Origin of the sequence: Oligoflexus sp., assembly GCF_035712445.1 — a bacterium.
In the GTDB taxonomy this organism is placed as follows: Bacteria; Bdellovibrionota_B; Oligoflexia; order Oligoflexales; family Oligoflexaceae; genus Oligoflexus.
Genome location: NZ_DASTAT010000120.1, coordinates 15,490 through 28,452, shown reverse-complemented (window position 1 = coordinate 28,452; position 12,963 = coordinate 15,490). Strand labels below are relative to the sequence as shown.

At 54.0% G+C, this 12,963-nt stretch carries 13 protein-coding genes; 5 read left to right on the top strand and 8 right to left on the bottom strand.

Going from position 1 to position 12,963, the window contains the following annotated elements; genetic code table 11:
• From VFO10_RS25715 to VFO10_RS25695, 5 genes are all read right to left on the bottom strand, one after another.
• The coding region (locus VFO10_RS25715; RefSeq protein WP_325144872.1) for a hypothetical protein at positions 1-266 on the bottom strand (266 nt) is incomplete at its 3' end.
• Positions 267-274: 8 nt separating this feature from the next.
• Positions 275-2,716 carry a CHASE4 domain-containing protein gene (locus VFO10_RS25710; protein WP_325144871.1) on the bottom strand — a complete coding sequence of 814 codons (2,442 nt, stop codon included), beginning with the start codon at positions 2,714-2,716 and terminating at the stop codon, positions 275-277.
• A 146-nt stretch (positions 2,717-2,862) separates the two neighbouring features.
• Positions 2,863-3,435 (bottom strand): SRPBCC family protein, encoded by a 573-nt coding sequence (locus tag VFO10_RS25705; protein ID WP_325144870.1) that lies wholly within the window; start codon positions 3,433-3,435, stop codon positions 2,863-2,865.
• A 165-nt stretch (positions 3,436-3,600) separates the two neighbouring features.
• Positions 3,601-4,071 (bottom strand): hypothetical protein, encoded by a 471-nt coding sequence (locus tag VFO10_RS25700; protein WP_325144869.1) that lies wholly within the window; start codon positions 4,069-4,071, stop codon positions 3,601-3,603.
• A gap of 102 nt (positions 4,072-4,173) precedes the next feature.
• A complete protein-coding gene (locus VFO10_RS25695) occupies positions 4,174-4,848 on the bottom strand; it encodes a class I SAM-dependent methyltransferase (RefSeq protein WP_325144868.1) in 675 nt (224 codons plus the stop codon).
• A gap of 312 nt (positions 4,849-5,160) precedes the next feature.
• Here VFO10_RS25695 and VFO10_RS25690 point away from each other — a divergent pair, with 312 nt between their 5' ends.
• Positions 5,161-7,191, top strand: a complete 2,031-nt coding sequence (locus tag VFO10_RS25690; protein WP_325144867.1) for a neutral/alkaline ceramidase — start codon at positions 5,161-5,163, stop codon at positions 7,189-7,191.
• Here the strand turns inward: VFO10_RS25690 and VFO10_RS25685 are convergent.
• Both VFO10_RS25685 and VFO10_RS25680 read right to left on the bottom strand, forming a co-directional pair.
• A complete protein-coding gene (locus VFO10_RS25685; protein ID WP_325144866.1) occupies positions 7,182-7,646 on the bottom strand; it encodes a hypothetical protein in 465 nt (154 codons plus the stop codon). The genes VFO10_RS25690 and VFO10_RS25685 overlap by 10 nt on opposite strands.
• 25 nt (positions 7,647-7,671) lie before the next feature.
• A complete protein-coding gene (locus VFO10_RS25680) occupies positions 7,672-8,592 on the bottom strand; it encodes a patatin-like phospholipase family protein (protein ID WP_325144865.1) in 921 nt (306 codons plus the stop codon).
• Positions 8,593-8,876: 284 nt separating this feature from the next.
• Between VFO10_RS25680 and VFO10_RS25675 the strand changes: the two genes are divergently transcribed.
• Positions 8,877-9,554 carry a formylglycine-generating enzyme family protein gene (locus VFO10_RS25675; protein WP_325144864.1) on the top strand — a complete coding sequence of 226 codons (678 nt, stop codon included), beginning with the start codon at positions 8,877-8,879 and terminating at the stop codon, positions 9,552-9,554.
• A 53-nt stretch (positions 9,555-9,607) separates the two neighbouring features.
• On the top strand, positions 9,608-10,270 hold the full coding sequence (locus tag VFO10_RS25670; RefSeq protein WP_325144863.1) for a glutathione S-transferase family protein: 663 nt from the start codon (positions 9,608-9,610) through the stop codon (positions 10,268-10,270).
• A 2-nt stretch (positions 10,271-10,272) separates the two neighbouring features.
• Here VFO10_RS25670 and VFO10_RS25665 read toward each other — a convergent pair whose 3' ends face one another.
• Positions 10,273-11,685, bottom strand: coding sequence for a HAMP domain-containing sensor histidine kinase (locus VFO10_RS25665; protein WP_325144862.1), 1,413 nt, complete (start codon positions 11,683-11,685; stop codon positions 10,273-10,275).
• Positions 11,686-12,018: 333 nt separating this feature from the next.
• On the opposite strand from VFO10_RS25665, the gene VFO10_RS25660 reads away from it, so the two are divergent.
• A complete protein-coding gene (locus VFO10_RS25660; protein ID WP_325144861.1) occupies positions 12,019-12,513 on the top strand; it encodes a heme-binding protein in 495 nt (164 codons plus the stop codon).
• 16 nt (positions 12,514-12,529) lie between these two features.
• Positions 12,530-12,934 (top strand): hydroxyisourate hydrolase, encoded by a 405-nt coding sequence (gene uraH, locus VFO10_RS25655; protein ID WP_325144860.1) that lies wholly within the window; start codon positions 12,530-12,532, stop codon positions 12,932-12,934.
• The last annotated feature ends 29 nt before the right edge of the window (positions 12,935-12,963 follow it).

Below are 12,963 nucleotides of genomic sequence, written 5' to 3'. Positions count from 1 at the left end.
GGGATTGTGGCCTGGGCCAGTTCAATATCTTCCGTGATCACCGAGAGGTAGAGCTGGGTCAGAAGGAGAGCCTGTCGAGTCTCGGTCGATAGCTCGTCGGTGGTGAGACGCTTCTCCAGCGACAGGCGGAGGGCTTTGGGATCATCCAGGAGCAAAGGGATTTCCTGGGCCATTTTCTGCGCGAAAGGAGCTGTGGCTCCGAGCGCCTGGGTCAGCAGCGTCAGAGTCAGAACGAGGATGCTTATGAACGCTCCCAAGCGTGGCATCGGTCCTCTCACGCAGCCTGCGTCAGGTGCTGGGATGCAAGACGCGGCAGACGTATCGTGATGGTGGTTCCAAGGCCCGGCTGGCTTGCGATGTGCATGCTGCCCCCATATTTTTTCAGGCTTGATGCGACTACATCAAGACCTATGCCGCGTCCGGAAATCGCCGTCACCTCACGGTGCGTGGAAAAGCCGTTCAGCATAACGAATTCAAGCTGCTGCTCGGGACTTAAAAGCGCCCATTTCTCTTCAGTGCAAAGCCCCTTGGCCAGAGCCGCTTCCTTGACAAGGTTCGGGTCAATCCCACGTCCATCATCGCGGATGATAATGGTCAGATCCTGAAGGTTCTCCTGGGCTTCAATCGAAAGGGTCCCAAGAGGGGATTTGCCTTGCCTTTCATGAGGGGGCTCAAGGCCATGATCCAGCGCATTGCGGATCAGATGCAGAAGTCCATGAAGCACTTCACCATACTGCAGCGGCAGGCGCACCTGATCGCCCCGGACCAGCACGTTGACTTTCTTGTTCAGCCGCATCGCCAGCTCCAGGGCGCTGTCGCGTAAGAAGGCGAAGGTTTTGCCGGCTTCTTCCTGCAGGGTGGCTTCCAGAAAGTTTTTATAGACAGACGCGACCTCGCGCAGATCAGAGGCTCTTTGCAGCTGAATGTCCAGATCTTTGAGGCTCTGCTCATCAATCGAGAGCATGCGTTTTCGCAGCTCGCCAGGATTCAGATGCAGGATTTCCGCGTGCCTGACAAGAAACTGATGGACGCTGTCCTGGATGGTCTTGACGTGAGCAGGGAGGCCGTCGATCGTCCGAAGGTCTTCTTCGATCTGATGAATCTGGCTCGCAATCCCCTTGATGCCGAATGATGCGAACTCGCCTTTCCATGTATGCAGGATGCGGCGGCCTTCCATAAGACCTGATTGCGGGTCGTAGTCAAACAGCCTTTGGCAGAGATCACGAAAACGATCGCGATTTCTGAGAATTCGCAAGAGCGACAGATGCTGGGCGTTTTCCAGCTCAGCCTCGATCAAGGCCGTCACGTCCGCGATGCTGAAGAGGATGCTGTCAATGGCCCCCGTTTCCGTTCGAACCAGCGAGGCCTCGAGGGCAAGATGCCTGGTTCCAAATTGAATTCGGGTCGGAAGATTCGTCAGCATGTCGCTTGCGAGCCATTCGATATCAAAGATTTGCTGATAGAAAAGACGGAAAGATTCCGCGTCCCGACCTTTCAGGCCCAGAACGTCCCAAATCACCTGCTGGGCGAATGAGGGTGGGGCCTCGCCGCCCGCTGGCTGCAGGATCCTTGCGCAGGACTGCGAATAGCCGCTTTGGATTTTGCCCTGCGCATCGCAGCGCAGAAGCCCGGTCGGAACGTGATCCAGGATGGCCTCCATATTCCTGTGCTGCCGGGCGATCGCATCAAGCATGCGATTGATGGCTTTGGCCAGTTCGCTCAGTTCATCGCGTCCCGCGTCGTCAACCCGGGTGCGAATACTATGATGCAGGTCGATGCGTCCCACATCATGAGCCAGGCGAAAAACCCGATTCAGAACGCCCTTATTGAGAACGAGGATGAGCATCAGCGAGAAAAGAAGCCCGAAACCTCCGAGAGCCAAGAGGATATCCTGGATCGTGCCGCGGCCCTGCTGCATGATCTCGCGAGGGAAGAGAACGGTGAGCTGCATGACCGGCTCACCACTCCAGTCGTCGAAGAGCGTCAGACCTTCCAGAAGATCATCATTCACGGCATGGGTGACAGTCGTGTGTCCCGAGGTGAGCTGGGTCTCCCGCTTCCAGTCGGCATCCGCAGCTGGGTCCGGTTTACGAACGAGAAACTTCAGCTTGAATTTGGTCAGCTCTTCCAGCTGTGCGGCCATCGTTGGCGTCAGGAGTTTGACGATCGCCATGCTGCCGCGAATAGGCCCATTCTTGTCCCCGGGAACAACAGGTCCCGAGACGACAAAGGCGAGCCCTTGCGGAAACGAGACGAAGCCTGCTTTGATGTCATCCGCGGATTCGTGATTCAGAAAATGCGCGCCGGGCTGCAGAAAATTCAGGACTTCAGCAGGCATGGGCCAGGGCTTTTCATGCTCAAGGTCCCAAGCGAAGGAACCCACAACCTCGCCTTCCTGATTGAAGTAAAGAAGGAAATTGACTTTCATGTTGGCGCCGTTTTGATCGAAGAGATTGGCGGCGCGAAATTCATTGTTTCCATTTTGTACGAAGGCATAGGCATCATCCCAGGCGATCCAGTCTGCGGCCTTGGCCTTCAAAAAATCGAATTCCAGATGGATGGCGTTGCGCACGCGTTCAATATTATTGTGCGCTTCGCGACTTTCAAGCGTCTGAAAGCGTTCCATGAGAACATATTCCGCAACCAGAAAGAGACAGGTGAGAAAGACCATCATGGTGGTCAGGATAAGGGCGATCGCTTTGGAACGGATGGACATTGTATACCCCGGAGCTTCGGATTTCGCATATTGGTTTCGACTGTTTAGCTGCGAATCTGAGCGGGAAATATCAAGCCGTCCCTAGAAGTAAGAGTGCCGGGAGGGAAGGCCCCAAGAGGGCCTGAGGCTTTTGAAATAGGTATGGATTACAGATTGTTACGAGGCGCTGTCGCCGATCCTTCAGCCAGCCCCTTCAGGGTCGCAAGGCCGGAATCAAACTGTTGGCCCACCAAAGCGTCGATGCTGACGAAAAGATGGATGGCGCGGCTGAGAAGGCCGGTGAAACCCCTGTGATGTCCGTGCATGGCCCAGGTCATCTTCGTGGGACTTTCCTCGGGACCCAGGATGAATGAGGCATCATTGGTCACAGCCATGGGACGCTGGAAATCCAGCCGAAAATCAAGGCGCTTCCCTTCCTGGATCGCCACCGTAGTCATGCGGCCGGCGCCTGATTGATTGCCGTCCCACGCATAGCTCGATCCCACGGTTGCCGCAGGGCCTTCCACTGTAATCCGCGCCTCAGGATCCAGATGCGCATAGGGATTCCATTCGCTGTAACGATTCAGATCGCTCACGATGCTCCAAATCTTTTCACGCGGCGCATCGATCAGAACCGAACGTTCCACAGTCCACTCGGTGGGTTGGAAGGCGGCCAGGATCAGAATCAAGGTGATCAGGGCCAGAAGGGTGCTCAGGATATACGCCAAAACTTTTTTCATGAAATCTCCAAGGGTTGGGAATCCGGGGCCACCAGTGGCCCTGCTTCTGCCCCTTAGTCGAAGAGCGTGGCCGCTTTTCGACAGGTCTTTCAAAAAAAAATTTGGACCTGGCGTATGGATTTTTGAACCGCAGCCCGGTGATCCGAGGCCGCGGCTTCACGGATGTTAGCGGCGGCCATAATCGTTGGTGACGGGGCAGTACTGATCGATCAATTCCCGCAGCATACGCGCGGCCGGTCCCTGACGTTCCAGACGGGGACTGCCGCAGCCGCCGCTGGCGAACAGGACCTGGGCTTCGGGTTCACCGCGGAATTGTACGGTGGTCGAAGGGGCATCGCAAAGGAAGTTATCGTTCTTCACCAGCTCTTCAGTGGCTGCCGTTTCCAACACCTTTTCAAAACCCTTGTCCAGGCGGATGGGGCGCACTTCGCGTTTGGTGAAACCCAGCTCTTCCGAGGAGCCAAAGCGCTGGGTGATCACGACCTGATGGAAAAAGACTTCACAGGTTTCAAAGCGGGTATATTCCGGCAAGGTGAAGCCTGTAGCATTGGACTTGGTGATCAAGACCTGGGGGGCTGCGAAGGCGAGGGGCGCTGCGAGTAAACCGGCCAAAGCGCTTAGGAGTCGATAGTTCATGGGATATCCTTTCCAAGAAAAATAAGAACGCATAGTCCCTATGCAAGATCCGTGTTCAAGACACAAGACTCCTGCATATATTTTCGGGACGGACTCACGCGTTCATTTCTTGAAAAGTTTTTCCGCCAGCTCCAAATGCTTGGAACTTTCGAGGTCCTTGCCCTTGGTCGACATGTCGAAGAGCTTCAACTTCGCGGCATCCTTGTCATGCGGCTTCTGGGCGAGACACTGCACCACATGTTTGCCGTCGACCAGCCCTTCCTGATAGAAAAGGATGCGAAGACCTTTGATCTCGCGCAGGATCTCATTGGACGAATAATAAAGGTTACGGAAGGATTCAGACGTCGGAATCGCCTCGGGCATTTCGGGAACGCCGAGCGATTCGATCAGAAGCGTGGCCCCCTGCTTCATAGCGCTCATGATGTTCGTGTAGTAGCGCGACACCGAAGGGCGGAAGCGGGTCATGATAATGCTGTCGTATTCCATGATGCCGAAGAGATAAAGATCAAGGTCAGCCGTCTGCGCTTCGATGGCCACACCCGTATCGCGGGCCAGGGTTTTCGCCCGTTCCACCGCGACCTTGCTGATATCAAAGCCTTTGACCTGGAAACCTTTTTGCGCAAGATAGACGGCGTTCACGCCCTCGCCCATGGCAATGTCCAGAACCTTGCCCTTTTCGAGGCGTGGCAGCATCTCGACCAGGAAGGGGTTGGGGGCTTTGCCCGCGGCAAACGTCTTTTCGGTATAATGCTGGTCCCAGTATGTTTTGGCATCCATAGCCGACCCTTTCGCTGGAGATCACTAGGGGCTTTTATGCAACCCACCTTCCAGTTTTACCAAAGCTTCGACCAAAGACAAAGCGAGAGTGAAAAGAGGGGGAGTATAGGTCCGGGCCCGGGGCCAGAGCAAGTCACAAAAATTCGATTCCCGTGGCCCACTTGGATCACTATTCTCAGGCGAACAAAAGCTCACAAATGAATGGTTGCGGGCACCTGGGGGAATCTGCTTCAGGTGCCTCTTTCTGTCTCGCTCGTTTCGAGGAGCTGGCGTCTGTCCATATGTGTGATATTCACAAACGGGGGCTTTACCATGCGACAATCTATTGTTTCCATCGCCTTCAGTCTTGGTCTTGGAATGTTTGCGGGAACGGCAAGCGCGGCCGGGGCCTGCGCGGAGGAAGGCTATCAAATCGGAGCCGCGCAGGACGATATCACTGGTCCTGTGGCGGAACTCGGAATGCTGGGCTACGCGGATTTGGGGCAGGTGGGCGAGGGGCTGCATATGCGCCTGCGGAGTCGTGCGCTGGTGATTGCCAATGCGTGCGGCCAGGAGCCGGTCGCCATGGTGATCGCCGACCAGGCCCTGATGTTCCACGGCGTGAAGCAGGCCGTGCTGGATCAACTTCAAAAGGAGATTCCCGGGGTTTTTGATCATCGGAATCTGCTTTTGAGCGTGACGCATACTCACTCGGGGCCGGGTGGCTATGCACATCACGCGCTTTATAACGTGACGACTTTCGGCTATAGCCGGGCGAATTTTGAAGCGATCGTAGCCGGTACGGTGCGATCTTTGGTCCAAGCCTGGCGGCAGAAAGAGCCGGCGAATCTTTGGATCAGTCGCGGCGAGCTGCCGGGCGTTCAATTCAATCGTTCGCCGGAAGCGTATGCGGCGAATAGCGATCACAGTCTTTATGCTGAGCCATCTGATCCTGAAATGATTCAAATCAAAGTCGTGGCAGAGTCCGGACGGCCTTTGGCTTCGTTCAATTGGTTTGCCGTTCATGGTGTTTCGCTGCCGCTCAGCAATAAGTTTGTGAGCGGGGACAACAAGGGACTTGCCGCTTATACTTTTGAGAAGACAATGGGGGCCACCTATCTTAAGAGTGGCGAGTTCATCGCAGGTTTCGTGCAGGCGAATTCCGGCGACATCAGTCCTTATGATGTCTCGCATCCTGTGCCGGGGGATGTCGATGGCTATCCGCGGAATGCCGCGTCGGCAGCGGCCCAGTTCAACAAAGCTTATGAGCTTTATCAGAATGCGAGTGAACCTATCACAGGACCTGTGAGTGCCGTGCATTCCTTCGTGGATATGGCCTATCATGACGTTGCCGGTGCATTCACGGGGCAGGGGCCGCAAAAGACCTGCAATGGGGCGCTGGGCGTGGCGTTTGCAGCGGGAACTGAAAATGGGCAGCCTTTGAGTATTTTCAAAGAGGGTACGGTTTATGGTGACAGCTGGCCGAAGATTACCCTGATGCCCGAGGAACAGGCCTGTCATGCGGAGAAGGTGATCCTTCTGCCCACAGGTTTTGTGAGGCCGCATCCGTGGACAGCCCGCATTGCGCCCTTTCAGATGCTGAGAATCGGGCAGCTCGTGGTCGTGGCCACGCCTTCCGAAATTACGACCATGGCCGGGCGGCGTTTAAAGAAAGCCATCCTGGATATCATGGCTCCGGCCGGCGTGAAGTATGTGGTGATCTCGGCCTTGGCCAACGAATACCTGCATTATGTGACGACGCGCGAGGAATACAGCACCCAGAATTATGAAGGGGGTTCGACTCTCTTTGGACCCTGGACTTTGGCGGCTTATACGCAAATTTATAGTGAGCTGGGTGAAGCTCTGCGGGATGGGCGCTCTGTGGATCCCGGAAAACTGCCGCCGGATCTATCGGATCAGCAGCTGATTTTAAAACCTGGGGTTTTATTTGATACGGCTCCGATCGGTAAAAATTGGGGTGATGTGAAGGACGATGCCGCCCCATCTTATTCGGCAGGGGAGCGTATTCAGGTGCAGTTCTGGGGCGCGCATCCCAATAGCAGTCTGAAAGGACGGGATACCACGCTATTGACCGTGGAAAAGCTGGAGAATGGACGGTGGAACCCGATTCGTTATGATTGGGATCCTGATACCTTCTATCAGTGGAAGCGGGACGGGATTTCGAACAGTCAGATAACGATCACCTGGGTTACAGATGAAAGCGTGGCAGCAGGAAGCTACCGACTTTGCCATCAGGGGCACGGCAAGCAAATCCTGACCGGGAAAATAAAAGGCTATGCGGGGTGTTCGCGGGCGTTTGAGGTGACCCCGGCCGGGGCCACGCGCAGGACGGCTCAGAAGTAATAGCGGGCCCCGAGTGAGACATCTATGATGAAGGCCGAGTCATCGACGATGATGAGGGCCGGGCCGAGTTCTCCGAAAAGCTGGATCGGGATTTTGCGGAAGATATAGGCGACGCCGATGGGAAAGCGGACCCCGATCTCGCTTTCATTGTCGCCATTGCGTTTTTCATGCTGATAGAAGCGGCCGCCGACACCGTAGTAAAGATCGATCGGCGTGCGGTCGATCACGATGATGTCGCGGCGGTACCAAAGGTGATCCCCATTCAGGCGCAAATGATCGCTGCTCCAGCCGAGGGCACCTGAGATGCTACGCTGCTTTTCGTAATAGTAGTTGGCGCTGAGGCCCGTGGGATCCACCAGGACTATGCCCAGGCCGAAGGGGCCCGGGGCTGCGGCGCGGGCTGCGGGTACGGCTGCGAACATCATGAGAGCGGCCAGAAGCAGTTTTCGTATCATGGGGCATAGTCTCCTTTATCCTGTTTCACAGCCAGAAGCCTTCAATCCACTGTTCGACGGCATCCATATCGTATTCATTGGCAAGCCCGACGAGCCTTTGAATGCTGCTGATATCATCCAGGTCGATCGGTTCTTCCAGAACGGTATCCATACGATGATAGCGTGGGCCCAGGTAATTTTGCATTTTATAATCCACAGCGCTCTTCGAGGCCGCATCCAAAATCATATCAATCAGATCCGCTCGGAACCAATCCAGCCAGCCGAGGTTGTTTTTCGGGGTGGAAAGGACCTTTTTTCCGCGTGTCGTTCCCAGGGAAAGAACCACGACCTTGTCCCAGGCGGCGCCGCCGTGATCATCGCGGACGGCTTCACTGAAGGCCGTGTCGCTCGGATTATTTGCCCAGAATCCGCCGTCGATGTATTTGGTGGTGAAGCCTTCGACCTCGGTGGTGTTCACCGGGAAATACACCGGGGCTGCGCTGCTGCTCATCACGGCGTCGACCAGCTTCACATTGCGCAGCGGGGAATTTTTGAAATTATTAAAGGACACCGTTTGCCAGATGCCCGAACGGTGTTTGGCGTCAAAGCTTGGGATAACAAGGCTTCTCTTCGCATCGGCCAGGGTTTTTTCGCCAAAGTACCGCTCAAAAAAGCGGCGGCGGCCTTCCCCATATTTACTGCGGTGCATGTACGCGAGGTCGTCGATCACCCCCGGGTAGACCGTGCGTTCGAAAATATCCGGGCCGTCTTTGGCAAAGAAATCCACGATCTGGCTTGGCGACCAGCCGCAGGATAAACCCGCGGCCGTGATCGCGCCGCCGCTGACGCCGGCGATCATATCGACCTTATCCAGGATGCGATAGCGATCGTGCAGGCGGAAAAGGAGTTGGGCGGAATAGATCGAACGCAGACCACCACCGTCCAGGGCCAGGATTTTGTAAAACATCCAGACTGCCTCCCAAGAGCTGTGACTTTGTCTTCATTATAGCGCGAAAGGCAGAGAGGTGGAAAGCCAGCGGCGCGGGAGCTTTCGGTAGATCTTGAGTTCGTCAGGAGGGGAGGACAAGGCCGGTGAATGCGAGGCTTCCGAGGGCTTCGATTCCGTCCAGGAGGAATATGATGCGGTCGTTCATTGTGCGGCCTTTCCTATTTCGTGGTTGTGGATGTTTTGCGACATAGGGATAGTAAGCTATTCAGGATGCGGGTTGAAGCAGAAAAGGCAGGAGACTTATGGATATATCAAAAGCGCTGGATGAGCTGATGTTGGAATTGCCTCGTGGGGAGATTGAACTGCGGGATGATAGGAAGAAGACGAAGTGGGCTGTGGAGTTGGAGCCTTTTCTGATTTCCAGGTTTCCCGTGACGCAGGAGCTTTATGCGGCGGTTCTTCAGCGGGATCCTTCCTGTTTTAAAGGGGCCAGAAGGCCTGTGGAGACGGTGTCGTGGTTTGATGCTGCTGCATTCTGTAATAGGCTGTCGGAGATTTTGGGGTTGCGGCCTTGTTATTTAGTGAATAGCGAGGGGGCTGATATTGATGAGAGTGCGAATGGATTCCGTCTCCCGAGTGAAGCCCAGTGGGAGTATGCGTGTCGGGCTGATAGCGGGAAAGTGCGGTATGGAGAGATTGATGAGATTGCATGGTATGCGGGGAATTCTGAGGGTTGCACTCATGACGTTGGATTGAAAGCGCCGAATGGTTGGGGTGTTTACGATATGCTGGGCAATGTGTGGGAGTGGTGTGAGGATTTGTATGATGTCGAGGTTTACGGGACCTATCGGGTGTTCCGTGGTGGCGGGTGGAATGACGAGGAGCGTGGGTGTTTGGCCTCCAATCGGCGTCGGAGTCATCCGACTTATGCGATTGATGATCTTGGTTTTCGTATAGCGAGGTCACGCGTTAAGAGTTGATTTGAATTCCCGTTCGCAATAAAACGAATTATTGCATAATGAGGATCAAAGAAATGAAAGTTTACGTTTTTAAATCTTTGCCGCCCTTTCTTTGGGGTTACACGCGTGATATCCGTGCCATGTGGGCTTTGGAAGAGTGTGGTATCGCATATGAAACTATCGGACTCGACTGCGGTCCGAACGGTCTTCAGGACGAAACCTGGTTTGAGAAAATTTCGCCCTTTAAGCAGATTCCGGCTATAGATGATGATGGGTATATCCTGACGGAATCCGGCGCCATTCTCCTCTACCTTGCGGAAAAATCCGGAAAGCTGATCCCTTCAGATCTTCAAGGGCGGGCCCAGGTTTATCGCTGGTTGATCACGTCGTTGAATAATATTGAACCCTTTGCGCTGCCGGTCCTGTTCGCTGATCTTCAGGGTGACTCCAATCCTCACCTGAAAGCCCTGCGCCCTTGGCATGTGGATATTCTGGGACGATTTCTGCCGAAAATTGACCAGATCGTGCAGAATCAGCCGTTCCTTATGGGAAGCAGTTTTACCGTCGCGGACATTGCTTTTACCTGTGTTCTTCGGGAAATTCGTAAAACGGAGATACTTGCCGGGTATCCGAACATAGTGAAATATCGCAGCCGCTGCGAAGAGCGCCCGGCTTTTGGGAAGGTCTTGGACGCTTATGAAGACCGCCTTGGTATTGCGCGGGGAAGTGCGCGTTAGAGTTATATGCGAACAGCCCCCAAAGGAAGTCTCACTCTGAAAATAGAGCCTTTCCCAGGGGTGCTCTCCACTTCAATTGTTCCCGAGTGGCTCTCTACGATCCGCCTCGTCACGGATAGCCCTAAGCCTACGCCTGGGATTGTGAGCTTGGTCGTTGCCGTCCTTCGGAAGGGCTCGAAGATTTTCTCCTTGTCATCAGGGGCGATGCCAATCCCATTATCCCCGACTTCGATGGTTGCCAAACCATTCTGATTGAGTAAGCAAACTGAAACCACACCGCCGTTTGGCGAGTATTTGATCGCGTTATTGATGAGATTGTTGAGCACCTGCATGACTCGGAGCGGATCAATCTCCGCTACGACAGGCCCACTCGGAAGAGACACATTAATTTTGTGGACCTGTGATGTCGACCGATGAAGCGCAACGCTCTCATGAACCAAAGTGGAAAGGTCGGCCTCAGTTTTCATGATTTCAAGCTGCCCGGATTCAATCCGAGTCGTATCCAGAAGATCACCGACCATCCGATCCAAGTGCTGGGCCTGCCTGGAAATGATTTGAACAACCGCCTCTCGCTCCTCAGGACTTTCCTCGTCGGGCAAAATCTCAGAGGACATTCGTATGGCGCTGAGGGGATTGCGAAGGTCATGCGCCACCGCTGCCAGGAAGCGCAGGGAAGCTTCTCTCTGCGTCATGACCCTGGCACCCAAGCGGTTGAAAGCAGCGGCGATAGCTCGAATTTCTTCGGGACCTCGCTCATCGACTTCCTTGAATACGGCACCTGACGTTTGATCGATCTGTTTTCTTAGAAGCACGACGGGATTGTAGATCCAGGTTCGAACGATCATCCACGCGAGGAAGAAACCGAATAAGGAGATGCCGAACATGACAGCAGCGACTTTGTCGGCATCCCGGCTTACCTTGCGCAGCCGGGATTCGAAATCCCCTGCCTGCCTCTTGTTCAAATCGGTAAGCGCCTGGGCGCTGACCAAAGCGTCATCTATAATCGTCGAACTGGTCAGCTGCGCAGCCTCTTCGGGGGACAAGCGAGAACGTTGATGCTGAAACGAAATATAATCGCGTACCGACGCCTCGATCTTGTCGACGAGATCTTTTTCCTGATCTGTATCAACGTAGTTCCTGACTTTACTGAGGCCTTGGGTTAAATGGGCTTCCTGCTCCAGACGAAACGCGACCGGAGTTTTCTCCCGCCTGGCCAGATTCAAAAGTGTTTCGCGGCTGAACTTGAGCAGGCTGATCTGAAGCTCTTCAGAAGCCAGCACACTTTCCATCTGCTGACTTGCAGCGTCCGCGAGTTGCTCCATGTCTGTTGTCCATTTCTTCAACACGACCGCAGTGATGCCCGCTAAGAGTACGAACCCGAGCGTAATTAATATAACAGTATTACGTATGCTCATAAAGTCTCCTTCCCAAGATCTGGCATCGCACTCATAATAGCTCTCCGAAGGTTTAAATCAAAGGCGCATATTCGCAGCCTTGCGATGCCTTGCACGATGCCTGATGCAGCCCATTTTCCTGCGATCTGGCTGTTGCAGACGAGGATCACTTTCGTTCGGCAGTTGACTCGCTGAAAAGAAGTGAGCCAACAACGGAGCGCTGTCAGTCTATAAAAGCTCGGCCTATTGGTATTCATACCCTTAGAAACTTTTAATGTGTAATGTAGAATGTTTGGAGCTGCTCCTTGGGAATTCCCTACGAGGCTTCTGTTTAGACCAAAATGAGGTTGTTTCATGAGAATGATTTTTCTGCTGCTGGCGTTGCTGAGTACCAAGTCTTTTGGGCAGGATAAGAAAGACTTTGTCTCACAGGAAACGCAACTGAACCTTGAAGGAGCGAAAGAAGTTGCAAGCAGAGTGGAGGCCGCGTCAAAAAAACTTGGCAAGAAAGTAAGTCTTGCTGTTGTCGGTGTGAACGGTGAAACTCTGTTGATTTATAAAGGAGACCAGGTCGGGCCTCACAACACAGAGGCTGCAAGAAGAAAAGCGTACACGGCTCTATCGACCAAGACCGCAACCTTGGAGCTTATGCGCAAAGCAACGGCCAATCCAGACACCAGAAACTTAGCCGAGCTTCCCGAACTCTTGCTTTTAAGTGGAGGTGTTCCACTTTGGAAAAACGGAGTGGTAATCGGAGCCATCGGTGTTGCAGGAGGAGGGAGTCCAGAAAACGATCACGCCCTGGCACAGAGCGGTGCTTTGTCGGAATTAGGAATTACAACAAAATAAGCTTAAGAGGGTTCGTATGACAAAAAAATCAATCCTGGCGTTCTTGATTTCCTTGTTTGGTTTTATTTCCAGCCATGCGCTGGCAGAGGGAATATCGACTCACGTCCTGGACCTGGCCTCGGGAGTGGGCGGAAAAAATATTCCCGTTGTCCTGGAAATCAAGGATAAAAGTGGAGCGTGGACGAAGCTGGCAAGCGGTACGACGGACGAAAATGGAAGGATCAAGTCCTTTGGTCCCAATGTTAAGGTCACCAGCGGAACTTATAAGCTGATCTTCGATATGACGAAGTATTCGGAGAGCAAGCCGAATCCATTCTTTCCTGAAATCAGCGTAGTGTTTCAGGTACAAGATCAGAAACTTCACTATCATGTCCCCGTTGTCGTCAGCCCCTACGGCTACAGCACATACCGGGGCAATTAACAGGCCCTTCGCAAAGAGTGAAGAGACAG

Bases quoted from the DNA above. Each gene is read 5' to 3' on its own strand.
- VFO10_RS25710 (WP_325144871.1), bottom strand. From the start codon at position 2,716: ATGTCCATCCGTTCCAAAGCGATCGCCCTTATCCTGACCACCATGATG.
- VFO10_RS25705 (WP_325144870.1), bottom strand. From the start codon at position 3,435: ATGAAAAAAGTTTTGGCGTATATCCTGAGCACCCTTCTGGCCCTGATC.
- VFO10_RS25700 (WP_325144869.1), bottom strand. From the start codon at position 4,071: ATGAACTATCGACTCCTAAGCGCTTTGGCCGGTTTACTCGCAGCGCCC.
- VFO10_RS25695 (WP_325144868.1), bottom strand. From the start codon at position 4,848: ATGGATGCCAAAACATACTGGGACCAGCATTATACCGAAAAGACGTTT.
- VFO10_RS25690 (WP_325144867.1), top strand. From the start codon at position 5,161: ATGCGACAATCTATTGTTTCCATCGCCTTCAGTCTTGGTCTTGGAATG.
- VFO10_RS25685 (WP_325144866.1), bottom strand. From the start codon at position 7,646: ATGATACGAAAACTGCTTCTGGCCGCTCTCATGATGTTCGCAGCCGTA.
- VFO10_RS25680 (WP_325144865.1), bottom strand. From the start codon at position 8,592: ATGTTTTACAAAATCCTGGCCCTGGACGGTGGTGGTCTGCGTTCGATC.
- VFO10_RS25675 (WP_325144864.1), top strand. From the start codon at position 8,877: ATGGATATATCAAAAGCGCTGGATGAGCTGATGTTGGAATTGCCTCGT.
- VFO10_RS25670 (WP_325144863.1), top strand. From the start codon at position 9,608: ATGAAAGTTTACGTTTTTAAATCTTTGCCGCCCTTTCTTTGGGGTTAC.
- VFO10_RS25665 (WP_325144862.1), bottom strand. From the start codon at position 11,685: ATGAGCATACGTAATACTGTTATATTAATTACGCTCGGGTTCGTACTC.
- VFO10_RS25660 (WP_325144861.1), top strand. From the start codon at position 12,019: ATGAGAATGATTTTTCTGCTGCTGGCGTTGCTGAGTACCAAGTCTTTT.
- uraH (WP_325144860.1), top strand. From the start codon at position 12,530: ATGACAAAAAAATCAATCCTGGCGTTCTTGATTTCCTTGTTTGGTTTT.